This is a genomic window from Isoptericola halotolerans (assembly GCF_003003075.1).
GTDB lineage: Bacteria > Actinomycetota > Actinomycetes > Actinomycetales > Cellulomonadaceae > Isoptericola > Isoptericola halotolerans_A.
This window is the reverse complement of record NZ_PVTX01000009.1, coordinates 200248-225092: the sequence shown is the minus strand read 5'-3', so window position 1 is coordinate 225092 and position 24845 is coordinate 200248. Positions and strand designations below refer to the sequence as shown.

General features: G+C 69.7%; 16 protein-coding genes. 11 read left to right on the top strand and 5 right to left on the bottom strand.

Annotated elements, in window-relative coordinates:
- The first annotated feature begins 4 nt into the window (after positions 1 to 4).
- The 5 genes from BCL65_RS14020 to BCL65_RS14000 all read left to right on the top strand — a co-directional run bounded on the left by BCL65_RS14020 (position 5) and on the right by BCL65_RS14000 (position 7949).
- A complete protein-coding gene (locus tag BCL65_RS14020) occupies positions 5 to 754 on the top strand; it encodes a sulfotransferase family 2 domain-containing protein (protein WP_106269037.1) in 750 nt (249 codons plus the stop codon).
- A 109-nt stretch (positions 755 to 863) separates the two neighbouring features.
- The gene (locus tag BCL65_RS14015; protein WP_106269036.1) at positions 864 to 1952 is read left to right on the top strand and encodes a sulfotransferase family 2 domain-containing protein; all 1089 of its coding nucleotides are present in this window, start codon (positions 864 to 866) and stop codon (positions 1950 to 1952) included.
- A gap of 462 nt (positions 1953 to 2414) precedes the next feature.
- Positions 2415 to 4382 carry a CDP-glycerol glycerophosphotransferase family protein gene (locus BCL65_RS14010; RefSeq protein ID WP_165800027.1) on the top strand — a complete coding sequence of 656 codons (1968 nt, stop codon included), beginning with the start codon at positions 2415 to 2417 and terminating at the stop codon, positions 4380 to 4382.
- 63 nt (positions 4383 to 4445) lie between these two features.
- Positions 4446 to 5705, top strand: coding sequence for a nucleotide sugar dehydrogenase (locus BCL65_RS14005; protein WP_106269033.1), 1260 nt, complete (start codon positions 4446 to 4448; stop codon positions 5703 to 5705).
- A 45-nt stretch (positions 5706 to 5750) separates the two neighbouring features.
- Complete coding sequence (locus BCL65_RS14000; RefSeq protein WP_106269031.1) at positions 5751 to 7949, top strand: CDP-glycerol glycerophosphotransferase family protein; 2199 nt, start codon at positions 5751 to 5753, stop codon at positions 7947 to 7949.
- A gap of 145 nt (positions 7950 to 8094) precedes the next feature.
- Here the strand turns inward: BCL65_RS14000 and BCL65_RS13995 are convergent, their stop codons facing one another.
- From BCL65_RS13995 to BCL65_RS13980, 3 genes are all read right to left on the bottom strand, one after another.
- Positions 8095 to 9183 carry an ATP-grasp fold amidoligase family protein gene (locus BCL65_RS13995; protein WP_106269029.1) on the bottom strand — a complete coding sequence of 363 codons (1089 nt, stop codon included), beginning with the start codon at positions 9181 to 9183 and terminating at the stop codon, positions 8095 to 8097.
- The gene (locus tag BCL65_RS13990; protein ID WP_125206549.1) at positions 9180 to 10022 is read right to left on the bottom strand and encodes a hypothetical protein; all 843 of its coding nucleotides are present in this window, start codon (positions 10020 to 10022) and stop codon (positions 9180 to 9182) included. The genes BCL65_RS13995 and BCL65_RS13990 overlap by 4 nt, the downstream gene beginning before the upstream one ends.
- Before the next feature lie 121 nt (positions 10023 to 10143).
- Complete coding sequence (locus tag BCL65_RS13980) at positions 10144 to 12228, bottom strand: acyltransferase family protein (RefSeq protein WP_165800026.1); 2085 nt, start codon at positions 12226 to 12228, stop codon at positions 10144 to 10146.
- Positions 12229 to 12691: 463 nt separating this feature from the next.
- On the opposite strand from BCL65_RS13980, the gene BCL65_RS13975 reads away from it, so the two are divergent.
- From BCL65_RS13975 to BCL65_RS13955, 5 genes are all read left to right on the top strand, one after another.
- Complete coding sequence (locus BCL65_RS13975) at positions 12692 to 15424, top strand: CDP-glycerol glycerophosphotransferase family protein (RefSeq protein ID WP_181340742.1); 2733 nt, start codon at positions 12692 to 12694, stop codon at positions 15422 to 15424.
- 140 nt (positions 15425 to 15564) lie between these two features.
- Positions 15565 to 17421: a glycosyltransferase family 2 protein gene (locus BCL65_RS13970; RefSeq protein ID WP_125206547.1), complete on the top strand. Its 1857-nt coding sequence runs from the start codon at positions 15565 to 15567 to the stop codon at positions 17419 to 17421.
- Complete coding sequence (locus BCL65_RS13965; protein ID WP_106269020.1) at positions 17414 to 18421, top strand: class I SAM-dependent methyltransferase; 1008 nt, start codon at positions 17414 to 17416, stop codon at positions 18419 to 18421. Before BCL65_RS13970 ends, BCL65_RS13965 begins: the two co-directional genes overlap by 8 nt.
- A gap of 77 nt (positions 18422 to 18498) precedes the next feature.
- Positions 18499 to 19815 carry a CDP-glycerol glycerophosphotransferase family protein gene (locus BCL65_RS13960; RefSeq protein WP_106269018.1) on the top strand — a complete coding sequence of 439 codons (1317 nt, stop codon included), beginning with the start codon at positions 18499 to 18501 and terminating at the stop codon, positions 19813 to 19815.
- 10 nt (positions 19816 to 19825) lie between these two features.
- Positions 19826 to 20806, top strand: coding sequence for a cation diffusion facilitator family transporter (locus BCL65_RS13955; protein ID WP_106269016.1), 981 nt, complete (start codon positions 19826 to 19828; stop codon positions 20804 to 20806).
- A 15-nt stretch (positions 20807 to 20821) separates the two neighbouring features.
- On the opposite strand, the gene BCL65_RS13950 is transcribed toward BCL65_RS13955, so the two are convergent.
- Positions 20822 to 22630 (bottom strand): gamma-glutamyltransferase family protein, encoded by a 1809-nt coding sequence (locus BCL65_RS13950; RefSeq protein ID WP_106269014.1) that lies wholly within the window; start codon positions 22628 to 22630, stop codon positions 20822 to 20824.
- Positions 22627 to 23316: a YoaK family protein gene (locus BCL65_RS13945; RefSeq protein WP_243401057.1), complete on the bottom strand. Its 690-nt coding sequence runs from the start codon at positions 23314 to 23316 to the stop codon at positions 22627 to 22629. Before BCL65_RS13945 ends, BCL65_RS13950 begins: the two co-directional genes overlap by 4 nt.
- A 275-nt stretch (positions 23317 to 23591) precedes the next feature.
- On the opposite strand from BCL65_RS13945, the gene BCL65_RS13940 reads away from it, so the two are divergent.
- Positions 23592 to 24845 carry a quaternary amine ABC transporter ATP-binding protein gene (locus tag BCL65_RS13940; RefSeq protein ID WP_106269011.1) on the top strand — a complete coding sequence of 418 codons (1254 nt, stop codon included), beginning with the start codon at positions 23592 to 23594 and terminating at the stop codon, positions 24843 to 24845.

The window sequence follows — 24845 nt, the reverse complement described above, 5'->3', positions numbered from 1 at the left end:
CGGGATGCCAGTTTTCACGAAGGACGACCGCAACGTCCTGTTCATCCACGTGCCCAAGACGGGCGGGTCCTCCGTGGAGCACCACTTCCTCGCCGCCGGGTGGGAGATGTCCTACCACGACGGCCGGATGGGGAAGGGCAAGCCGAACTACCTGCGGACCTGCACGCCGCAGCACATGCACGGGCAGCTCTTGCAGGAGACGCTGCGACTGGGTCGGTTCGACGCGATCTTCGCCGTCGTCCGCGACCCGGTCGCACGGTTCCGCTCCGAGTACGTCATGCGGCACAAGCAGGAGCTGACGACCACGGCGGACGCCGTGGACGCGTGGGCGGAGCACACGTTCGCGCGCTTCGAGCGGAACCCGTTCGTCCACGACAACCACATCCGCCCGCAGGTCGAGTTCCTGGTCCGCAAGGCGCAGGTCTACCGGCTCGAGGACGGGCTCGACGCGGCCATGGCCGACCTCAACGACCAGTTCGACCTCGGGCTGTCCACCGAGGTCGAACCGGTGCGCACGAGCGAGAAGACGCGCGGCATCTCGAGCAAGGACGTGGAGGTCTCGGAGGCCCTGGAGGCCCGCCTCGAGAGCTTCTACGCCGAGGACTTCCGGCGGTTCGGCTACCGCGAGATCCCTGAGCCCCGGAAGCCGGCCCTCTCGCTCGCTTCCCGCGCGCTCGGACGGGCGTCGCGGGAGCTGGCGGACCTGGCCGACCGCAAGGTGAGCCCTCCGCCGTCGTCGCAGCGCACGAGCTGATCGCCGGGGTGCGCCGACGCCGACAGGCGTACCCGGTGCCGTAGGCTGGCTCCCGCGCGGCTCCCGATCTGCGAGCCGCCGTCGGGCACGAAGAGGAGTACGACTGAACATGTCAGTGCGCAGCGCGCAGGTGCGCGGCCGCGTCGAGCTCTCGGGAGCTCGCCCGCAGGATGCGACGGACGCCGGCAGCGTCTGGAACTCGATGGTCGTGCCCCGGTGCAAGGTCGTCTTCGTCAACGTCTCCAAGAACGCCAGCACGAGCCTGAAGTGGTTGACGGCGGAGCTGAGCGGGCAGGACCCGGCGGTCTTCCACTCCGTCATGGGTCTGGCGCCCACACGGCAGCAGACCATCCACCGCCGCGCTTCCTGGGTGGGCGTTCCGAAGCTGACGGAGCTCGACGCCGACGCTCGCGCGGAGATCTCGCCGGACAACGGGTGGTTCGTCTTCGGCGTGATCCGGGACCCGCGCCTGCGGGCCTGGTCCGCCTGGCAGTCCAAGTTCCTCGTCGGCAACCCTCGCCACGCCTGGCACAAGTTCCGCGACGCTCCCTGGATGCCCCGCGTGCCGCGCGACGACGACGACGTCGTCGCCGACTTCGCGCGGTTCGTGGAAGCCCTGGGTGGTCCCGGCGGACAGGCTCTCCTGGGCGACTCACACTTCAAGCCGCAGACGGATCTGCTCAACGAGGACGTCGTCCCGTACAGCCACCTCTACGAGGTCTCGGAGCTGCCCCTGCTGCTCGCCGACCTGCGGACTCACCTCGAGGCCCAGGGGCTCCCGGGAACGTACGCGCTGACGCGTGAGAACGAGACGCCGCTGTCCGTGGCGGGACGCGTCTTCGGGGCCGACGTCCTGGAGGCCCTGAACGGCGTCTACGCCCGCGACATCGAGCGGTTCGGTCACCTGTGGGACTTCGACAAGGTGCTGGCCAAGGATCCGGCCTGGTCACCCGAAGCCTTCCGGGACATCGCGGGCCGAGTCGCCACGGGACAGCGCATCGCCGACCTCGCCCTGGGCGCGGACCACCTCCGTGCCGAGGTGCGGGAGCTGGAGGCCGGCCGCCGGGCGGACGCCCGGCAGGTCGCACGCCTGGAGGCGCGCGTGGCCGACCTCGAGGCCGCCCTGCAGCGGAGAACGCTCCGCGGGCTGCCCGGTGCCGTGGCGGGGCGCGTACGCAAGACCTTCTCCGGAACCTGACGGCACTTCACGCGTGACTGGCGTCGCGGCAAGACAGCGCGATGGTGCGCGCAGGGAAGCGGCACCGCGGGGTCCTTGGTCTGTCGACGCTTGCTAGCGCACTATGATGAACCGTCTGGTGCGACCGGGTGAACACCGGGAGAAAGGTGGGGGATGTTCGGCTCTGTGCGAGACGCGCGCCTGCCCCGCACCGCACCAGCGACCAGTGACGACCTGGCAGAAGGGCATGGGCCAACGACCGGCCCCCGCGCTGGAGCCCGCCTCGTCGTGTCTCCCGAGCCTTTGGTGTGGCTTCGGCGGACGGTCGGCCGTCTGTTGCCTGGCCGCGGCAGACGGACGGCTTCCCCGACGCCGTCACGCCCGTCGCCCAAGCGGCGCGTCCGCCTTGCCCTGACGGACGACGCCCTGAAGCTGAGCATTCACTATGTGCGGCAGGGGTACCGGGTCAGTGAAGTCTCCGCCGTGCTGCGTGAGACCGGCGCCGAGGTACGGGCCCAGGCAGTGCCCGATGGCGACCAGTACGCCGTCGTGCTTCCTCTGGACCAGCTGCGGCACCTCGCAGCCCGGACGGGTGACGTAGCCGATCTGTGGATGCACCTGACGCCGGATCAGCGGGAGACGCAAGACGCGACGGCATCGGCGCCACGGGATCCGGTGCGACTCGGTAAGTTCACGACGACGGAGCGTGAGGCGGCCGCGACCAGCACCACCGGGTCGCGGGAACGTGTCGTCGTGACACAGAAGGGCAACCTCAGTCTCTCCTTCGGTGAGCAGACGCGCCGGAAGTTCCAGGTCACGGTTGGCGAACGCCGGAGTGCCGGATCGGTGCCGATCTACGACATCGAGGTGCGTTGCGGCGACAGGCCCGCTGTCGACGTCCGCGTCGTTGCCGTTGCACGCGAGAGCGAAGGCCGCTACCTCTTCCACGGCACCCTCGTTCACCTCCCGGAGGAAGGGCGCGCCGATCAGGGGCGTTGGGTCCAGTCCGTGTCCATCACTGTCGACCTCGAGGACCTCGCTGCGCGGATCGACGATCGCGTCGAGCTCCTGGACCTCTATGTCGAGGTCGAAGATGCTGACGGTCGGGTCCAGACCAGTCGTATCAAGAGCCAGCCCGGCGATCGTGAAGTCGCCTGGGGACCGGTGAGCCTTGGCGGCGACGTGCTGCAGGTGGTTCCGCACACGACGTTCCGGGGCGGGAACCGCTCGTTGCGTGTCGAGAGGATGGGCGCAGACGTGTACCGCGCGATCCGACGCTGGTCCCGGCTCGCGCGTTGGCTGCCGTTGGTGCGCCCCATCCTCGGCATCTGGTTGGTCGGGGAGCTCCCGTACAAGGCCCAGGACAACGGCTACCACCTCTTCCGCTGGATTCGCCAGAGCCACCCACGTCGCCGCGCCTACTACGTCATCGATGGGGACGCGCCCGACCTGCGGCGACTTGAAGGACTGGGCAACGTGGTTCTGCGGAACTCCCGCGAACACGTACGCGTCGCGTTCCTCGCGAGTCGACTGGTCGGTACCCACCATGCGGAGTACCTGCTGCCCTCTCGGGATCCGCGGACGATTGCCGGCGCACGGGGCGTGCGTGTCTTCCTGAGACACGGCATCTCCGGTACGAAGAACATGGTCGCCAACTACGGAAGGTTCGCCCCGGGGTTTTCGACTGACCGTTTCCACGTGAGCTCGGACCGCGAACGTGAGGTCGCCATCAAGGAGTTCGGATACCGCCCCGCACAGGTCAGAGTGACGGGACTGCCGCGGTTCGACCAGCTGCTGGCCCCCTCGGATCGTCCGCCGTCAGGCATCCTGGTGATTCCGACCTGGCGAGAGTGGCTGGTCCACCGGGACTCTTTCGAGACGAGTGCCTACCGTGACCAGTGGCAGGCCTTCCTCTCGCACCCGCAGCTCGCCGAGCTCATGCGTGGCGGTTTGCGGGTCACCTTCATACTGCACCCCAACATGCGACACTTCGCCGACATGTTTCACGCGCCCGGTGTCCAGATCCTGAAGCAGGGAGAGGTCGATGTCCAGACACTTCTGCGCGACCACGCCGCGCTGATCACCGACTACTCGTCGGTGGCTTTCGACTTCGCGCTTCAGCGCCGTCCCGTGGCTTACTTCCAGTTCGACCAGGAGAAGTTCTTCGGCCCCCACGGGACGCACCTGGATCTCGAGCAGGAACTGCCTGGCCCGATCGTGAACGATGTCGACACCCTCGTCGACGAGGTCAGGCACACCGCGGGCACCGGCTTCGCGGTGAGGTCGGAGTACGCGGACCGCGCTGCAAGGCTGGTTCGTTATCATGACCGCCGGAATTGCGAGCGGGTCGCGGCGTCTGTGCGAAGTGCTGGTGGTCCGGTCGTGCAGTGGTGGCGGTTGCAGGATCGGCGCAGAGCAGGTGGCGACCATGCCAGTGACCCGGCCCCGTGAACCGGGGGTCGCGCCCGACCTCGCAGGAACAGAATCGTGCCTCACGCAGAACTGGAGCAAGAAATGTCGCTTGACCTCGTAGTTGTCGGACTCGGATACGTCGGTCTCCCACTGGCGCAGGAGGCTGTCCGCGCCGGCCTCACCGTGCGCGGGTTCGACGTGAGCCCTCGGATCATCGAAGGGCTGAACGCGGGACGGTCCCACGTCGACGACCTGTCGGACGCCGACGTGCAGAAGATGCTGGACGCCGGCTTCGCTGCCACCTCTGACGTCGACGACATCCGTGACACCGACGCCGTCGTGATCTGCGTCCCCACGCCGCTGAGCCCGGACGGCGGGCCCGACCTCGGTGCCGTGGTCTCGGCCACCTCGACGGCTGCCGAGGTGCTGCGCCCCGGCATGTTGGTGGTTCTCGAGTCGACGACCTACCCCGGGACGACCGAGGAGGTGCTGCGGCCGCTGCTCGAGAAGGGTGGACTGAGCGCGGAGACGGACTTCCTGCTCGCGTATTCGCCCGAGCGCATCGACCCGGGCAACCCGGTGTACGGAATGAAGAACACGCCGAAGGTTGTCGGAGGCACCACCGAGGCGGCAACACGACGCGCCGCGGACCTCTACGGCCGCTTCGTCGACACGGTGGTCGAGGCCAAGGGCGCTCGTGAGGCGGAGACGGCGAAGCTGCTGGAGAACACCTACCGGCACATCAACATCGCGCTGGTGAACGAGATGGCGCGGTTCTGCCACGAGCTCGACATCGACCTGTGGGACGTCATCGACCTAGCCAAGACCAAGCCGTTCGGCTTCCAGGCGTTCTACCCAGGGCCGGGTGTCGGCGGGCACTGCATCCCGATCGACCCGAACTACCTGAGCCACAACGTGCGCTCGCGTCTCGGATACCCTTTCCGGTTCGTCGAGCTGGCCCAGGAGATCAACGCGACGATGCCGTCGTACGTCGCTCGGCGTGCACAGGACGCGCTCAACGAGGACTCCAAGGCGCTGCGCGGCTCCAAGGTCCTCATGCTCGGTGTGACCTACAAGCGCGACATCGCCGACCAGCGCGAGTCGCCGGCGATCCCGCTGGCGCACGCCCTGCTGTCCCAGGGTGCGGACGTGAGCTTCCACGACCCGGCGGTCGAGGAGTGGCATGTGGATGGAACCGTCCTGACGCGTGTCGACGACCTCGAGACCTCGGTCCGCGAGGCGGACCTCGTCATCCTCGTCCAGGACCACACGGCGTACGACGTCGACTCCCTGGTCGCTCAGTCCCGGCGCTTCTTCGACACGAAGGGTGCTTCGAAGGACCCGCGCGCCGTCCGGCTGTGACCGCGAATGCCCCGTGTTCATCGCCTCGCACCATTGTGAGTTGCCTTGCTTGACATCGAAGAACCGGTAGCGGACGTATCGCTCGTCCTCGTCGTGGACGAGTTGGACGCAGAGTCCTTGTCCGGTGCGCTCGAGGCGGTCCGCATGGCGCCGGGGCTGCGGGAGGTGCCGATGACGATCGTTCACCAACCCGGCGTCGACGTCGGGCCGGTGCTTGAGCAGACGACCGACGTCCGTGCTGCTGTGGCCCTGCCCGAGGTGGAGCTCGCCGTGATGGAGCGCGTTCTCGGAGCTACGACCAAGTACGCCTGTGTCGCGGTGCTCCCGCGCCCGTCGAAGGTGCCGGCCTGGACTCGAAAGGTCGTGCGAGAGGTCAATCGTCTCGAGCAGCTGCCTCTGGCGAGCGACGTGCCTCTGCTCGTCTGGGCGGGAAGCTGCACCAGACAGACCGTTGCGCAGTACGTCAACCAGATGTTGGCGAGACAGGAGGTCGAGCCAGGTTCGCTCTTGGCTGCTTACCTGGGTCGGTTGACGTTGGCGGCAGCCAACCCCCTCCTCGAGGCGGTGGATCCGCAGGACGGCGATCTCGAGGTGCTCGCATTCTTCGCCGCGCAGTTTGTACCAGGGATGCCGGAACCGCCGTGGCGCTTTCGGATCGTCCTGACGGGACCGTCTGGCGACGTCGTCCGTTCCGAACCGATTCGGTTGACCCCGCGGATCGACTCCCACGGCAAGGTCCGCTGGGAAGAGCTGACGACGACACTGTCGCTCAGAACCGCAGGTAACGGTCACAGCAGATTCATCATCGAAGTCGATACCGAGGAGCCGTTGCTGCGTCTGCGGCGCAACCTGAGGCCCCGCCGAGGCGCCTTGATCAGTGCTCGCACCGTGCACATGCCTGTGCCTGCTGCGCAGGGCAGTAACTCCGGCGCTCCAGTGACCGTGCGGTACTTGTTGCACACGACCGGAGACGGCAGCGCCGCCTTCATCACTTCGCAGATCGGCACCGGGTGGCGCGCTAAGGTCCGGTGGGCCGCAACGCTGCTCAAGAAGGATGCAGGCTTCATCTTCCGTGGACGCAAGCGTCGGCAGATGCGGTGGCTGCGGCTGGTACGGCTCGTGACCCGGCCGTTCTTCGCCCGGCGAAAGATCTGGTTGATCGGGGAACGGACCGATACTGCGCAAGACAACGGGGTCCACCTATTCGCTCATATGCGCGAGGTCCACCCGGAGCGCGCCGTCTATTACGTGATCGACAGGTCCAGCCCGCAGTACGACCGTGTCGCGAAGTATGGCAACGTCATCGCACACTCGTCCTGGCAGCATCAGCTGCTGATGCTGCACGCGGCGGTCCTGGCCAACGCCTATTCGATCCGCTACCTGATCCCCGCGAGCTGGGGTGCGGGAAGCTATACGCGCCACCTCGTCTGGAGGGTCGGTGCTCTCCGGGTGTACCTCAAGCACGGCGTGCACCTGAGTCCGAACTCCGTGAAGCGGGGAACCACCGGCTACGACTTGTGCTTGACGGTCATGCCAGGAGAGACCGCGGCGCTGCGTGCTTCGTCCGGCTACGATGAACAGCTCGTCGAGGTAGGGATGCCACGTTACGACGCGCTCACTCCCACCCCGCCGAGCCGGACCCTTCTGTTCATGCCGACGTGGCGCAAGTATCTCGTGACCAAGGTGCTCGACGGTGCGGAGGAGGGCGAGGAGCCGTACGAGGGCTCGGCCTACGAGCGTTTCATGACGGGCTTCCTGGAGAGCAGGCGGCTGCATGACCTGCTGGAGAAGTACGACTATCGGCTCACGTTCCTGCCGCACTACAACATGGCGTCGCGATTTGAGGGCGCATCCGTTGCCGGGGAGCGCATTCAGCTCGCGAACGCCGACGACGTCACGTTCCAAGACCTGATCCGCGGATGTGACGCGTTCATCACGGACTTCTCGTCTGTACACTTCGACGTCGCCTACGTGGGGACACCCATCGTCTATGCGCGCTTCGACGAGGAAGACTTCGAGACGAAGCACTCGTCGCCGTCGTGGTTCGACTACGAGGCCGACGGATTCGGGCCGGTCGTTCGGAGCCTTGATCAGACCCTTGACGCCGTCGAGGACCTGCTGGAGCGAGGGTGTGAGCCAGACCCCTTCTATGCGGCGCGGGTGGATGCCGCCTTCGCGTCGCGCGATCAGCAGAATTGCGCACGGACGGTCGCCGCGATCGACTCCCACGTGGCGCAACGCTGACGTGTCCGGTCCATGAGGATCCGCCCGCACGCCACCTGTCGGCCGTCCGGACTCACCGACCCGGTCGCAGCCAGGGCACCGGATCGCAGTGTCGCCGCGATCCGGTGCGCTGAATCATGCTCGCTGCTCGGCCGCCACGCAACGCTTAGTGCGAGGCGGTTGCCTGTCTTCCGTCAGCGTCCTGCGGTCCGTCCGCGTCTCCGTACTCGACATGGAGGGCTCCCTCGGCGACCAGGTCCGTGAGGAGCCGTGCGTAGGCTTCTTCGTAAGCCTCGCCGAGCCGCCGGTCCCACTCCGGTACGAGGGCAGGCAGGTGACCCGGGTTCTGCGTCACTTCTCCGAAGACGAGGCCGTCGTCGGTCTCGAAGAAGTCGAGGCGTTCCAGCGGTCGCCGGATGGCCTTCGAGAGCTTGGCGCTCACCGTGATGACCTCATCGAGGTCGGCTGGCTCGCGGAGCTGGTCGCCGGTGTCGATGAGGGCTCGGACATTGAACAGCTCGGTGCCATCGGCGAGGAATGTCCGGGCCTGGGACGTCACATCCTTCGCTCGTGACCAGTCGCCGGTACGCACCTCGAGGTAGACAGGCTCTCCGTAGAAACAGAACACCTTGATGTCGCTGGGGATCGATTCCGGGCCGCCGCCGCGCGCCGTCAGAAACTCCTCGGCGAAATACTGCGATCTGCTCTGGTGCTTGACCCACAGCTTGCTGACGACCTCGTCGCGGGTCGTGGTCGCGCCAGTCAGCATGTCTTGATAGGTGCCATCAGCGTTCCGGACGAGCGGGAACACGTTGACCCCGCCGCCGCCGACATTGCTCTTGAGGACGAACCGGTCAGGCAGGGATTCCCACTCGACGGTGTCTGGATCTGGCCATCGCCCGATGACTTGCGGCACGCGGACGCCGTGCTGGGCGGCGAACCGTTGGGCCGTCAGCTTGCTGTAGAGCTGCAGGATCGGTTCGCGGAGCCCTTCGCGGTCGTTCACGCCGCGCGTGTTGTGCCGCCGGTGCATGCGAGCCGCGAGGGAATAGGACGGCACACCGAGCGCGAGCTCCGGGTCGGGCGCATCGCCGACCGTGCGCTCGATCGGCGACTTGGTCTCCTCGGTGAGGATCGTGACCTGGGCTCTCAAGGTGTCGAGCTGATCGCGGCGGCGGCGTATGGCACGGCGCGTCCGGTCGCGCTTCGCGCGCGCGCGTTCCAGCGACTTGGCACGTGTGTCTTCTGCGTTCACGAGGTCTCCTCCGGGAGAAAGGTGCCTCCGGGGATGCGGTTGTCCAGGGCGCCCACGCGATAGGGCTGGAGCAGCATACGGGCATGTGCGCTGTCAAAGAGCTGCCCGAGCCGGAGATCCCATTCCGGCGTCAGGACGGGGACTCGGTCGGGATCGACATCGATGCGCGTGAGGACAGGCCCGTCCGTCCCTTCGTGCCACAGCACCTGCACGTAGGGCCGAGGGATGTGGCGGGACAAGGTGGCCGACCAGCCGCAGATATCTTCGATCGCTGCGCTCACAGGGATGTCCACGCCGTAGCTCGCGGCCGCGCGGATGTCGCCGACGTCTTGCTGCGAGCCGTCGAGGTGCCGGGAGAGGCCGTCCTGACGAATCTCGACGAGCCCCACGGTGCCGTGGAACGCATGGACCACAACCGTCCGAACCTCGGAGGCCGACGCTGACGCGACTTCGGAGGGGACACCGTGAGATCGGGCGAAGCGCGCCACGAGCTCCGGGTCGGAGAATTCCTTGCCGACGCCGTCGATCCCGGCCGAGGGCTCGGGCGCCCGCCGATGAATTCGCTGAAAGAGGCGCACCCCGGCAACGAGGCTGGGGACCCCGGTCGTCTTCTCGACTCGGGAGCGCGGCATCGTGCGTCTTCCCGCACGTTCAGCAAGCACCTGTTGGAGCCGACGCCGTTCGGCCAGCAGTTCCGTCCGCTCGTCCTTGAGCGCAGCCAGCTCCTGCTGGGCGTCGGCGATGTCTTGCTCGACCTCGACCAGTTCAGCGTCACGCTCGGGTGGCGGACCGCTAGGAGGGTTGACGGGGTGCCGCCGACCCGTGGCGAACCAGCGCAAGAATCTGCTTGATCGGGACGGCAATCTCCACCTCATGTCTGCATCGAAGAAAGGCATATGATACAGCGCTCGTTCGGCCGACTGGTGTCGCCCGCGGCGCCGGGGACCACCGGGTGTCCCGTCACGAGACCTCTTCGACCGCTGGAACCAGCTCGTTGCGCAGCTGCTCGGTCAATGTGCGCGCATAGGTGTCGGTCAGGTGGGACGTCTGCCGGTAGAGCAGCACGTTGCCGATGACCGGAACACACGGGTCGCCTGGACAAATCTCGGAGCGGAGGTCGATCGTCTTGGCGTCCGGGACCTTCTTCGCTGCTGGCACCTGAGCCAGGGCGCCGCTTCGGCTGATGCCTTCTTCCAGATCGAACTGGCACTGAGTGAGGTCGTCGGGATTCTCGGCGACACACTCGTAGACGGCCATGCCTGGGTTGGGGTTGTCGAGAAGAACGATCATCGGTGTGCCCGTCTCGGTCAATGCGGTCCACCGCCGGACCATCGCGTCGACCATCGCATCGACCGACCGGCTCTCGACGTCGTCGGGGTCGGACATGACGTCGTTGATGCGCTGGGAGGTCAGGACGAGATCGGGTCCGAGCTCGACGAGCTCGTCGAAGACCGCATCGTTCCACGCGGCACACGACTCGTAGGGCTCGCCCTTGGCGACCTGCATGCCGTCATGGAAGCCGCATGCCGACTTGGTGTAGGAGACGATCCTCCAGCCTTCGTCCTTGGCGATCTCGTCGATGGCCGAATACCACTGCATGATCTTCGAGTCCCCGACGACGCCGATCGTCAGGTCACCGTCGACGTCGCCCCACTCGCAACGCACCGGCACCGGCGACTGCTGGTCGACTTGGCATTCCGGAGGATATGGCGGCACGTCCTCGACTGCCGTGACCGGATCTGGCACGTACCACTCGACATCGGCGAGACTCGCTGTGGTCCCGGCTTCCGGTTCGGCACCCGAGCCGATGGCCGATGCGCCCGGTGCCTCTCGATCGGATCCACCTCCGGTGCTCGACGGGACGACAAGGACGAGAAGAAGTCCGGCTAGCACGCCGACCGCCGTGAAGTTCGCGCCGACGGACAGGCTCAGTCGGTTGGACTTCAGGGATGGCGCGAACCTGACAGGGTTCTCGACGAGTCTGTACGAGATGTAGGCCGGAATGAACGAGGCAGCGACGACAAGGAGGCCTCGCCGAGCGCCGAGGTCGCCCCAGTAGGCGGTCGCTGCCACGATGAGCGGCCAGTGCCAGAGATACAGGGAGTACGACAGACCTCCGACCCAGACGGCCGGTCGCCAGGACAGCACGCCAGCGACCCCGGCGCGGCCTGAGGTGTATCCCGCGATGATCATCGCCGCGGTACCCAGGGTCGGCACGAGGGCCGCGGAGCCGGGCCATGGTGTGCTGGTGGAGAACCAGAATCCGCTCGCTATGACCGCGGCCAGCCCGGCCCAGCCGAGTACGATCGCGGCGCTGCGGCGGAGGCGCAGCCATGCCGTGGTCCCGATCGCGACCAGCGCTCCGATGCCGAGCTCCCACAGTCGTGTCGGAGTGACGAAGAAGGCGGTCGCCGGGCTGCTCGTCGTCAGGTAGACCGAATAAGCGAGGGAGGGCACGATCACGGCCAGGATCCCGGCGGTCAGCACCGGTCGGATCCGCATGTGCCCACGCCGTCGCAGCCACCACGCGAGTGCCACGATCAACAACGGCCAGACGATGTAGAACTGCTCTTCCACGGCCAAAGACCAGAAGTGCTGCACCGGGGACGCTCCGACGTCTTCCGCGAGGTAGTCGACGGAGCGGTCGGCGAGCCGCCAGTTCACGACATACAGGGCGGCTGACACGATGTCGCCGCCGAAGGCTCGCCAGTCGACCGCGGAAACCGTCCACCACGTCAGGAGCGCCGTGGTGGCGAGCACGAGGCCTGTCGCGGGAAGGAGGCGCTTGGCGCGCCGTGCGTAGAAGGTCGCCAAGGAGATCCGGCCGGTGCGTTCGAGCTCTCGGATGAGCAGACCGGTGATGAGGAAGCCCGAGATCACGAAGAAGACGTCGACGCCGACGAAGCCGCCCGGCAGCTGTCGTACGCCCGCGTGATAGATGAGCACGAGGCCGATGGCGATGGCGCGCATGCCTTCGATGTCGGGCCGGAAGACTCCCGTCGGTCGGCCCTTGACGGAGGTGGCGCTGGTGTCGCTGCTGGTCAAGTTGCTGAGATCCTCTGGGCTCGGGTCAAGCGGGCAAGGAGCGCTCGTTGCCCGGCCCGTCGTGGGCCACGACATCGTACAAGGTCGCTGCCGCCGTCTGGAGGCACGCTGGAGTGGCGACAGGCGGGATCGGCGACGAATTGGCAGGGTTGGCACTGGCGATATCTCGATCCGGACCTCACGATGGCACCAGTCACCTCGCACGCCGTGCTTCTCTGGTCAGACACCGTCAGGAGACCGTCAGATGAGACGAATCTTGGGTCAGCTGGCGCGGAAGCCTGCGCCGGGAAGCGATCCGCCCCCGCCCACGTTGGTGGGTTTCGACGGTGATCCCACCGACGCCTGGGTCACGATCGTCGCCCCTCGTGACGAGGGCGCCGCGCACCTCCTGCTCGTGGGGCGGTCGACAGGTCTCGAGGTGCGGATGTCGTTGACGGACGACCCCCGGGGTTGGCGAGCCCACGTGACGGACGGGGACCTCACGGTGTTCGAGGGGGAGACGATCGACCTCTACCTCGTCCTGACGGCCGGCGCAGGCTCGCGCCGTCGACGTGTCGCCGGCGGGATGGACCTGGAGCCCCTTGCGTCCGTGGGACAGCCGCGGCGCTGGTACACCACGATCGAGGGCAACGTCAGCGTGCGGCGCCGGAGAGCTGCCGAGGTGATCGCCGAGTCCGGCACCTTCGACGTCGACCACTACCTGGGCCAGCTCGCCGGGTCCGCGGTCGACGAGCTCCCGGAGGGCACGGACCCGATCGAGCACTACGTCGCCAAGGGCGCTGCCCACGGCCTCGACCCGTCGCCGATGTTCGACACCCGCTTCTACCAGCGGATGAATCCCAGCGTGCGGCGCAACCCGCTGGCCCACTTCTGCGAGTACGGCTGGCAGGACCTGCGCAACCCCTCCCCGCTCTTCGACACGTGGTGGTACTGGTCGAAGCACCTCGACCCGGGTGACGACAGCGTCAACCCCCTGGTCCACTACCTCGAGGTCGGTCGTCAGCAGGGCCTCTCGACGCGCCCCGAGCCGTCTCCGTCGCGCCGTCTGGGCATCGGCCACCGCTTCGGCGAGGGTCACGCCGTCCGGCGGGTGTGCCTGTTCGCGGGCTACGACCCGCAGGGCGTGGTCGACGACTACGTGGTCGCCTACGTGCGCGAGCTGGCCCGGCACGCCGACGTGTACTACCTGGCCGACGGCGAGATGCCGGAGTCGGAGCTCGCGAAGCTCGCGGACCACACGCGGGGCGCCTGGGCGGAACGTCACGGGGAGTACGACTTCGGGTCCTACTCCCGACTGGTCGAGCGCCTGGGATGGTCGGCGATCGAGGAGTACGACGAGCTGCTCCTGGTCAACGACAGCGGGTACCTCCTGCGGCCGCTCGACGACGTCTTCGGGCAGATGGACTCGAGGGCGTGCGACTGGTGGGGCCTGCAGGCGACGAAGGGCATCTTCCGGACCCGGGACGTCCCGGTGAACCGTTTCCACGAGCCGATCCCGATGGAGTCCGTGCGAGGACCGCTGCTCGACCGGTTCGAGCAGGACTACACGTACGACTTCCTGGTGGGCTCCTACTTCCTCGCCTATCGCACGCCGGTGATCCGCGACCCGGAGTTCCGCCGGTATCTCGCCTCGGTGGCGCACCAGGAGAAGAAGCACACGATCGTCCAGAAGTACGAGATCGGGCTCACCCGGTGGCTCGTCCACCACGGCCACCCGTTCGACACGTTCGTCAGCAAGCTCTATCCGCTGCACCCGGTCTACACCCCGTGGTACTTCCGGCTCCTGGACGAGGGCTTCCCGCTGCTCAAGCGGGTCTTCCTCACCGGCAACCACTACGAGGTGCCACGCCTCGCCGACTGGGCGGACCGCGTGCGCCGCAAGGTGCCCGGCGCCGACGTCGCCACGATCGAGCGCAACCTGGCCCGCGTCGCCGACCCCGAGAGTCTGCGCCGCAACCTCTCGATCGGCAGCGAGGCCGGCGTCGAGGACGTCCCGGTACCGGACGAGCTTCTCTCGCCGGAGGAGTTCGCCGCGGCGGACCGGCTGAGCCCCAAGCACGCCGACTGGTGGGCGTTCCCCGTCTGCGGCTTCTCGCACGTGTTCTCCGGCAACGAGCGGGCCGTCTTCGAGGAGGTCAAAGACGACCCGTCGATCCGCAAGATCGTCCTGACGCGCGACAAGGAGGTCGTCGTCGACGGCGTCAACGTCGAGGTGGTGCCGCTGGAGAGCCCCGAGGGCCAGCACCGCGTCATGCGGGCCGGCACGATCTTCATCAAGCACAGCCGGTACCGCAACGTGGTGCACCCGGTCTCGAGCGAGCTGCACAACCTCATCCAGCTCTGGCACGGCATCCCCTTCAAGCGGATCGGGTACGCCTCGGCCGACTACCTCGGCAGGCTGGACCGGGTGGACGCGGACCAGCAGCAGTACCGGGCCGTCATCGCCTCGTCGAAGGTGGACGCGTTGGCGATGACGGCCGCGTTCTACCCGCTGACGTTCCACCAGGTGTGGAACACCGGCCTACCGCGCAACGACTTCATCCTGCGCGACGAGGAGCGGCTCCCCGCAGATCTCCGGGACGAGCTGGCCAAGCTGCGGGACCTCGTGGGCGACCGACGGCTCGTGCTGCTCATGCCCACGTTCCGCAACGCGGACGACGGCGGCGCCTACCGGTTCTCGCCCGAGGAGCTCGCCCGCCTCGAGGAGTGGCAGAAGACGCACCGGTGCGTCCTCGGCCTGCGGGAGCACATGGCCGACGCCGGAGGCATGTACGGCTCGCAGCTGTCCGGCCTGGAGACCATCGACCTGTCGGCGGACGAGTTCCCTGACGTCGAGGTCCTGTACCGCGAGTCCTCGGCCCTGATCACCGACTACTCGAGTGCGTTCGTCGACTACATGCTCACCGGCAAGCCCATGGTGAGCTTCGCGTACGACGACGAGTCGTACCAGCTCGAACGGGGCGGGTTCTACGACCTGGACCTCGTGTTCCCCGGGCCGATCTGCCGCACCTTCGACGAGCTCGACGACGCCCTCGACGGCATCGTCGACCGCCGGGTCGACGAGTCGTACGAGTTCCGGCGACGGCTGTTCTTCGACCACCTCGACGACCGCAGCTCCGCGCGGGTGGTCGAGCGGGTCCGGGACCTGACCGAGGCGCGCGGGGTCGGCAAGCCCCTGGGGGAGCGGGTCGCGTGAGGGCGCTGGACCGGTGGAGGAGACGCCCGGCCGCAGCGGGGACGGCCGAGGAGGCGCCGGCCGGCGAGGTGCCGGCCGAACAGCCGGCAGCGACGTCTCCGACCGCGACCGCGGGCGTGCGTGTCGCGACGCTCCGCACCGTGCATGCGACGTCGCTGGCCGTCAAGGGTGCGCGCCTGGACCAGACGCGGCGGCGGGCGAAGCGTGCCCGCCTCCTGTGGGAGCCCGGCTCCGAGCTGGGGCTGCTGATCGGGGAGGGGACCAGCGAGGGCAGCGGCCACGAGTTCGGCCTCGGGCCTGCCACGCCACGTGCCCTCGGTCACCTCGTACGGCTGGACTGGCGCTCGGGATCGTCGGTCGCCGTCGGCGACCTGTGGACGCGGACCTGGTTGTCCCCGGCGCCCGTCGACGGTGAGCCGGGCGTGCCGCGCATGCGACCGGGCATCACCGCGGTGGGAACCGACGAGACGCTCGAGCTCGAGTCGCCCGGCGCAGGGGCGGGGCCGGCGGGCAGCGCAGCGAGCACCGATGCGGACCTCGCTGCTGCCGCCGCGGTCTACGTGCGGACGCGGGACCTGCGGCAGGGTGCCGGCGTCCGCGTGCACGACGTCCTCGCCGCGCTCGGCGACCCGGACGCCACGACGGCGCGGACTGCGTTCTCGACGATGCTCCCGCTCCTCTCCCGGGACGACCTGCTCGAGCTGGCGCAGCGGGTCGTCGCCGACGAGCGGCTCGTGACCACGCTCGCGCGACTCTTCCCCGCCGACCCGTGGACGACCCGGTCGCTGCCCGGCCTGCGCACCTGGCTCGAGACCCGGGGCACCGGCGACGCGCCCTGGCGCACCCAGAAGGTCGGCACGGAGCTCGACGTCCTCTGGTCCGCGGGGCCGGGCGACGTCGCCGCCTCGTCGGGCGAGGTCGTCGCGTTCTACGCCCGCAGCCAGGTCCGGCCGCGCCGGCGGGTGTGCGTCGTGGCCACGGCCCGCAACGAGGGCGTCTACCTGCTGGAGTGGTTGGCCTACCACCGGGCCCTCGGCGTCGACGAGTTCTTCGTCTACAGCAACAACAACGACGACGGTTCGGACCGGTTGCTCGCGGCGCTCGCGCAGGCGGGGGTGATCCGCTGGCTGGACAGCGAGATCAGCCCCGGGACCAAGGCGCAGGCCAAGGCATACGCTCATGCCTTCTCCGTCCTGCCGGAAGTGCTGGACTTCGAGTGGGCGATGACCGTGGACATCGACGAGTTCCTGGTCCTGGACCCTGCGACGTCCGACGGGCTGGCGGACTTCCTGGACTGGCACGCGGCCCGGCAGACGGACGTCATCGCGGTCAACTGGGTGGTCGTGGGGCCCAGCGGGCTGACGCGCTGGGCGGACGACCTGGTCACCCGGCGTTTCCCTGCCGCCGTGGCCCCCGTCGACGCCCACATCAAGTCGATCTCCCGACCCGGCCGGATCCTCGGGTCGCAACCGCACTTCCCGTACACGACGGAGCGCGAGCACCTCGCGTTCCGGGAGGCGACCGGCGAGCCGCACACCTGGTTCACCTCGACGCTCGCCCCGCACCTGGTGCAGGCGCAGTCGGACCGCCCGACCACGGGGCACGCCGCCCTGCACCACTACGCGCTGAAGTCCGCGGAGGAGTTCCTCTGGAAGTTCTCGCGGAACCGGGGCGGGCGGGTGGTCGCCACGGACGACGCGGGCATGGCCCTCACGCTGGAGGAACGGTTCGTCAAGAGGTTCCTCGGCCAGTTCGACCAGGACGCCGGCGACGTCCGGCCGGCGGTCCGGGCGACGGTCCCGCACCTGGAGCGGGAGATCGAGACGCTCCGCGGGCTCGACGGCGTCGCCGACGCCGAACGACACGTCACGGAGATCTTCGTCGAGCGGTCCGCCCGCGTGATGGAGGCGTATCGCACGCGCCTGCGTGACGATCTCGGCGACAGCGGTCGCGAGCTGCTGCGCATCATCGACGAGGAAGGAAGCGCACATGACTGACGCTCTGCGCAAGCTCACCTGGGTCGTGGCGTGGCTGATCGCCCTCGGAGCCGCTGCGGCCGGCCTGGCCGGCGCCACCGACGTGGCCCTCGCGTTGCTGGCCCTCGCGGTCCTCGCCACGGGCGGTGCGGCCTTCCTGTCGTTCCGGGCCCTCGCCGACGTGGTCCGTCAGGCGGCTGCGCCGTCGCGACGCCTGGCCGAGTCGGTGGCAGCTCGCGCCGAACCACAGGGCCTCGAGGCCGCGGAGGTCGAGGCGATCGTCCAGCGTCGCATCCAGCCGGTCCATGCCGGCATCGCGGGGCTCGTCCGCCAGATCGACCACCAGCCGTACGTGCACACCGAGCTGCAGCGCCGCTACGCGCAGCTCATCGGCGCCACCGACGAGCCGATGCCGGTGCTCGGCGCGAACTGGGCCGCGACCGCTCCGACCATCCTGTTCCTCGTGGACGAGATCCTGGGGCGCGACGCCCGGCGGACCCTCGTCGAGTGCGGCTCAGGTGCCTCGACCCTGTGGACCGCGGCGGCCCTCCGTCACCGGGGCAACGGCGGGCACGTGTGGTCGCTCGAGTCGGACGCCGCCTACGCCGAGGTCACCCGGGAGAACCTCAAACGACACGGGCTGGAGGCGTGGGCCACGGTGATCGACGCACCGCTCGTGGAGACGCCGGTCGCCGAGCTGGGGACCGTGCAGCCCTGGTACGACCTGTCCGGGTGGCCGGACGACGTCGTCGGGGCCGACCTGCTGTTCGTCGACGGCCCTCCCGGCGTGACCGCGAAGATGGCCCGGTTCCCCGCGGTGTCGCAGCTGATGCCGTCCCTGCGCGACGGCGCGCTCGTGGTCCTGGACGACACGAACCGCCCGCACGAGCGGGCGGTGGTGCGGCACTGGCGCGACCTCCACGTCGACGGCCGCCGGCTCCGCGTCGTCAAGACGGTGGGGCGCAGCACGGTCCTCGAGGTCGGGAGCCGTCAGGACGACGGCGGTAGCCCGGCGCCGTGACACGGGGCACCGGCCGACCGGTGCGAGGATGGTCGCTCGACGGGCGATCGACGGCAGATCGCGGAAGAGGGGTGCTCATGGCGGGCTCGACGCGCGGTGCGGGGCTGCGCCGTACCGTCCGGTCCACCGGCGGGCGGCTCATCCGCCGCCTGGGGATGCTTCCCGGGGGCGTGCCCGACGGGTTGGGGGAGGACGAGTTCCTCCAGGGCGCCACGCTGTCCGCCCGCGCCGTGGTCTTCTTCGGGGACCCGCCGGAGAGCATGTACCAGATCCGGCAGTGGTACACCGCACTGGAGGCGCTCGACCACCGTGTCCCCCTGGTAGTGATCGCCGGTGACTCGCGGACCGCGCGGCTGCTCCGCGCCGAGTCGTCGCTGCGTGTCGTCACGGTGGCGCAGCACGCCACCCTGGACGAGATCCTCACCGGCAGCGACGTGCGGCTCGCGCTCTACGTCAACCACAGCCCGCAGAACTTCACGATGCTGAGCTTCGGCGGGCTGGTGCACGTCTCGTTGCTGCACGGGGACTCCGACAAGACCGTCTCCGTGTCGAACCAGCACAAGGCGTACGACCTGGTGTTCGTGGCCGGCCAGGCCGCCGTCGACCGCTTCGCCCGCAACCTGCCGTACTTCGACGCGCCGGCGCGGTGCGTGCCCGTGGGCCGCCCGCAGCTCGACGTGCTCGGCCCCGACCCGGTCTCGCGTGCGTCGTCCGACCGCTCGACGGTCCTCTACGCGCCCACCTGGGAGGGTGCCAACCCGTCGGTCGCCTACGGCTCGGTGGACGTGCTGGGCCCCGACCTGGCCCGCGCGGTGGTCGCGGAGCCGGGGATGCGGCTGCTGTACCGCCCGCACCCGCTGACCGGCGTGCGGTCGCCCGCGTACGCCGCGGCCGACGCCGAGGTCCGGGAGGTGGTCGAGGCGGCGGCCGTGGCGGACCCCGGCGCCGGGCACGAGGTGCGCACCACGGGCGAGATGGCCGCGACGTTCGCCGAGGCCGACGTGCTCGTCTGCGACATCTCGGCGGCGGCCACGGAGTGGCTGCCGACGCTCCGTCCGCTGGTCGTCACCGACGTCGCCGCCCCGTGGGCGACCGTGGCGACGACGCCGCTGCTCCGGGTGGCTCCCCGGCTCCGGGTGGACGGGGTCGAGGACGTCGCGGAGCTGCTGCGCACCCAGACGACGCAGGACCCGGCGCGCGAGGAACGGCGTCGGCTGGTCGAGTACTACCTCGGAGACGTGACGCCCGGTGCGTCCCTCGAACGGTTCGTCGCGGCCTGCGAGGCCGCCATCGAGCGTCACGAGGCGGAGCTGCGGCGGCTGGCGGACGTCCGCACGGACGACGGCGGGGAGCGCGTGACGGACGGGGACTCACCCGACGCTCGACGTCGATAGGATCCCGACCATGTCTGCACAGGGCGGTACCAAGGCCGTCGTCGCCGCACTCCTCGCGAACCTCGGCATCGCGGTCACCAAGTTCGGCGCCTGGGCGCTGACCGGCGCCTCGTCGATGCTGGCCGAGGGGGTCCACTCGCTCGCCGACTCGGGCAACCAGGCGTTGCTGCTGCTCGGCGGCCGGGCAGCCAAGCGTGCCGCGGACGAGGAGCACCCGTTCGGCTACGGACGCGAGCGCTACGTCTACGCGTTCGTCGTGTCGATCGTGCTGTTCGCCGTCGGTGGGCTGTTCGCCCTGTACGAGGCGTTCCACAAGTGGCAGCACCCGGAGCCCATCGAGGGCCGCTGGTGGTGGGTGCCGCTCGCGGTGCTGGTGGCGGCGATCGTCATGGAGTCGTTCTCGTTCCGCACGGCGATCCACGAGTCGAACGCGGTCCGTGGCCGCGCCTCGTGGGTGGAGTTCGTGCGCCGGGCCAAGCAGCCCGAGCTGCCCGTGGTGCTCCTGGAGGACCTGGGGGCCCTCGTCGGGCTGGTCCTGGCGCTGTTCGGCGTGAGCCTGACGCTCCTGACCGGCGACGGCCGGTGGGACGCCGCGGGCACCGCGTGCATCGGCGTGCTCCTGGTGCTCATCGCGATCATCCTGGCGATCGAGACGAAGTCGCTGCTGCTGGGTGAGTCCGCCTCGCGGGCGCACGTCACGGCCATCAGGTCGGCGCTCGTCGGCGAGGAGGTCCGCTCGATCATCCACCTCAAGACGCTGCACCTCGGTCCGGACGAGATCCTGGTCGCGGCCAAGATCGAGGTGGACGGCGCGGCGACCGCCGCAGACGTCGCCCGCGCCATCGACGCAGCCGAGTCACGGGTGCGCGCCGCCGTCGACATCACGCAGGTCATCCACCTGGAGCCGGACCTGCGTCGGGCGGGGGCCGAGGCGTCGGCGGTGGCTCCGACCGACCGCGGTCGGTCGGCGGGTTCGCCGACGGAGCGCTGACTCGCGCCGCGGAGCTCACCGCCCCGCCGCGTACCCCTGGGCGCCGCGGGAGTTCGCGGCCGCCCCGAGGACGCCGGTCGCCGGGTCCCGGGTCACGGCCGAGAGCCGTCCGAGCGACCACGGGCCGGCCCCGGTGAGCACGTGGCCGCGCGCCGCCAGCCCGTCGAGCACGTCCGCACCGATCCGTGACTCGACCACGGCCCCGCCGGGCACCCAGGTGCGCGGCCAGAACGAGTCGGTCATCGACGTGGTGTGCAGGGCGGGCGCGTCGATCGCCTGCTGTGGGGTGTAGCCGCCCACCAGCACGCGCAGGAGGAACGGCAGCTGCCACTGGTCCTGCTGGTCGCCGCCGGGTGTGCCGCACGCCATCACGGCCACGCCGTCCGCGTCCAGCACGAGCGTGGGCGACAGCGTGGTCCGCGGCCGGCGCCCCGGCTCGAGCCGCGACGGGGAGTCCTCGTCCAACCAGGTCATCTGCAGCCGCGTGCCGAGGCAGAACCCGAGCCCGGGCACGGTCGGCGAGGACTGCAGCCAGCCGCCCGACGGTGTCGCGCTGATCATGTTGCCCCACCGGTCCACGACGTCCAGGTGGCAGGTGTCGCCCCTCGTGGTGCCGTTCGTCTGCACGGTCGGCTCGCCCGCACCAGCCGCACCAGCCGCGCCCGACGGCGTCCCACCGGCCGGGCGCAGCGGCGGCGGGGGAGCGGTCCGTCCGGGGACGACGCCGGGACGCACCTCGTGCGAGGCCGTCTCGCCGATCAGGGCTCGCCGCTCCGCCGCGTACGCGGCGGAGAGCAGGTGCTCGAGCGGGACGTCGGTGTCGCCGTACCAGGTGTCGCGGTCGGCGAGCGCCAGCTTGAGGGCTTCGAGGATCGTGTGCGCGCCGCGCTCGGTCGACGGGTCGAGGCGTGCGCTGTCGGACCCGTCGAAGCCGTCGAGAATCTGCAACGCCTGGAGCAGCACCGGGCCCTGGCCCCAGGCGCCCGTCTTGACGATCGTGCGCCCGCGGAACTCCGCCGTCGTCGGCTGCTCGTAGCCGGCCTCGAAGCGGGCGACGTCGTCGGCGGTGAGGACGCCCGCGTGGTCACGGCCGTCGGAGTGCCGGTGCGGCGTCGCGACGAACGACTCGGCGGCGGTACCGACGATCTCGCGCCAGGCGGCCCGGGCGGCGTCGACTCCCGCTCTCCGGGAGGGCGCGTCGTCGGCGGCCTCGGCCAGGCGCTCGAGGACCGACGCGTGCTCGGGGTTCGTCACGACCTCCCCGGCGCGGGGAGGGCGGCCGCCCGGCATCCAGCGCTCGGCCGACGTGGGCCAGTGCGCGGTGAACAGCCCGGCCACGCGCTCCACGGTGGCGGCGACGGCGCCGAGCACGGGGTGGCCGTCCCGCGCGTACCCGACGGCGTGGGCCAGGACGTCGCGCACCGTCCACGTGCCGTGGTCCCGCAGGAGGAGGAACCAGGCGTCGACGGCACCGGGGACGGCGGCGGCCAGCGCGCCGGCCCCCGGGACCAGGTCCAGGCCCTCGGTGTCCCGGAAGTGCGCGATGGTGGCCGCGGCCGGCGCGGGGCCCTGGCCCGCCAGCACGCGCGGGACGCCGTCGGCCGCCGCGAACACGCCCGTCATGTCCCCGCCGGGCCCGTTGAGGTGCGGCTCGACGACGTGCAGCACGAAGGCGGCCGCCGTGGCGGCGTCGAACGCGTTGCCGCCTCGCTCCAGGACCGACTGGGCCGTGGCCGTGGCGAGCCAGTGCGTGGTGGCCGCCATGCCGAACGTGCCCTGCAGGTCGGGGCGGGTCTGGTGCGGGTCCGGTGGGGTGAACGTCATGGTCGTCCTCCGGGGGTCTCGGCTGCCGAGGCGCGGCCGCGGGCGTGGCCGAGCACGGTGACCGCCAGCGTGATGGCCGCCGCGAGGGCGACGCCCCACGCGACGTGGACCTGCAGCAGCAGCGCGCCCGCGCACGCTCCGGCGCCGATCAGGGCGATCGCGGCGACGCGTCGCCGGACGTGCTTGCCGTGGCCCCCGACGAGGCGCGAGTCCATCGCCAGGCCCGTGATGGCGCTCGTCACCACGACGGTGGTGATCTCCTTGACCGCCAGGTGTCGAGCCGTGGCGGCCTGCAGGCCCATCGCCGCGGCGAGGGAACCGGTCACCGCCAGCTGGACGCCGTACGGCATGTCGGCGTCGAACACCGCCAGCGTCACCGCGATCGCGACCAGCAGCACGCCGACGACGCCGAACAGGACCGTGGTCCGTCCGGTCCAGCCGACGTCCTGGGACCGCACCACCAGCCCGCCGAGAGCGGCACCGGCCAGGAAGGTCGCGAAGGCGAGCAGCGGGCCGACGACGGGAAGGTCGTCCGCCCCGGCGAGCGCCATGCCCAGGATGACGACGTTGCCCGTCATGTTGCCGGTGAAGACCCGGTCGAGGCCCAGGTAGCCGACGGCGTCGGCGATACCGGTGGAGAAGGTGAGGGCCAGCATGAGCCCCAGATGGAGGCGGTCGCGATGCACGGGGTCACTCTAGGCCGTGGCGGGGCGTGAGGATCTTCACGGGCCATCTGCACGCCAAGTCCCGGCCGAAGAGGCACTTTTGGTCACAGCGTGATAAAGATCATCGCCATATTGCCGGTGCCGCGCCGGAGCTGTACAGAGTGTGATCTACGCTCGAGCAAAGAACGTGAATGCCGACTCATGGCCCGCAGGCCGTCGAGTGCGGGTCCAGGACCCGCTCGGGCACGTCCACGGGCGGTTCGACGGCACGTCAATGTCCCCGACCCGGGAGAACCGTGCCAGCCATCGAGGCAAACGGCCTGACAAAGATTTTCGGACGCCGGCCACAGCGTGGCGTCAAGCTGCTCAAGGAAGGCGCAGACCGCGCCCGACTGCGGCGAGAAGGCCTCACGCCGGCCGTCATCGACGCGACCTTCGAGGTCGCGCCCGGCGAGATCTTCGTCGTCATGGGCCTGTCCGGCTCCGGCAAGTCGACGCTGATCCGCATGGTCAACGGCCTGCTGGAACCGACCGACGGCGTCATGCGCATCGACGGCCAGGACGTGACGCACCTGTCCGCCGCCGGCCTGCGCGAGGTGCGCCGGACCAAGGTCAGCATGGTGTTCCAGCACTTCGCCCTGCTGCCGCACCGCACCGTCGGGGAGAACGCCGCCTACCCGTTGAAGCTGCGGGGGGTGAACAAGGCCGAGCGCGAGGCCCGCGCCGAGGAGGCGCTGGCCCTGGTCGGACTCAAGGGCTGGGGCGGCTCGCTGCCCTCCGAGCTCTCCGGCGGCATGCGCCAGCGCGTGGGCCTGGCCCGGGCGCTCGCCGCGGGCACCGACATCATGCTGATGGACGAGGCGTTCAGCGCCCTCGACCCGCTGATCCGCAAGGAGATGCAGGACCAGCTGCTCGAGCTCCAGGCGGAGCTGGGCAAGACGATCCTCTTCATCACCCACGACCTCAACGAGGCGATGCGCCTCGGTGACCGCATCGCGATGATGCGCGACGGCCGCGTGGTGCAGGTCGGCACCAGCGAGCAGATCCTCAACGAGCCCGCCAACGACTACGTGGCGCAGTTCGTCGCGGACGTCGACCGGTCGCGCGTGCTCTCCGCGGGCGACGTCATGGAACGCCCCGTCGCCGTCATCGGACCGGAGTCGGGCCCGAAGGCCGCGCACAAGCTGATGCGCGAGCACCAGGTCTCCTCGCTGCTGGTCACCGGCCGGAACCGGAAGGTCTCCGGTGTCGTGTTCGAGAACGACGTCGCCGACGCCGTGCGGCAGGGGAGCGACCGGCTTCCGCTGAGCGGCGAACCGGTGGCGCAGGTGTCCCCGGACACCCCGCTGGCCGAGCTGTTCCACGACGCGGCAGTGAGCAGGGCCCCCCTGGCCGTCGTGGCCGAGGACGGCCGGCTGCAGGGCGTCATCCCGCGGGTGACGCTGCTCAGCGCGCTCTCCGTCCCCGCGACGGACAGCGCTGACACGGCCGCGGACGGCGAGGACCCCGCCGACGGTGAGCCCGTTCTCGATGCGGCAGGAGCGAAGTGA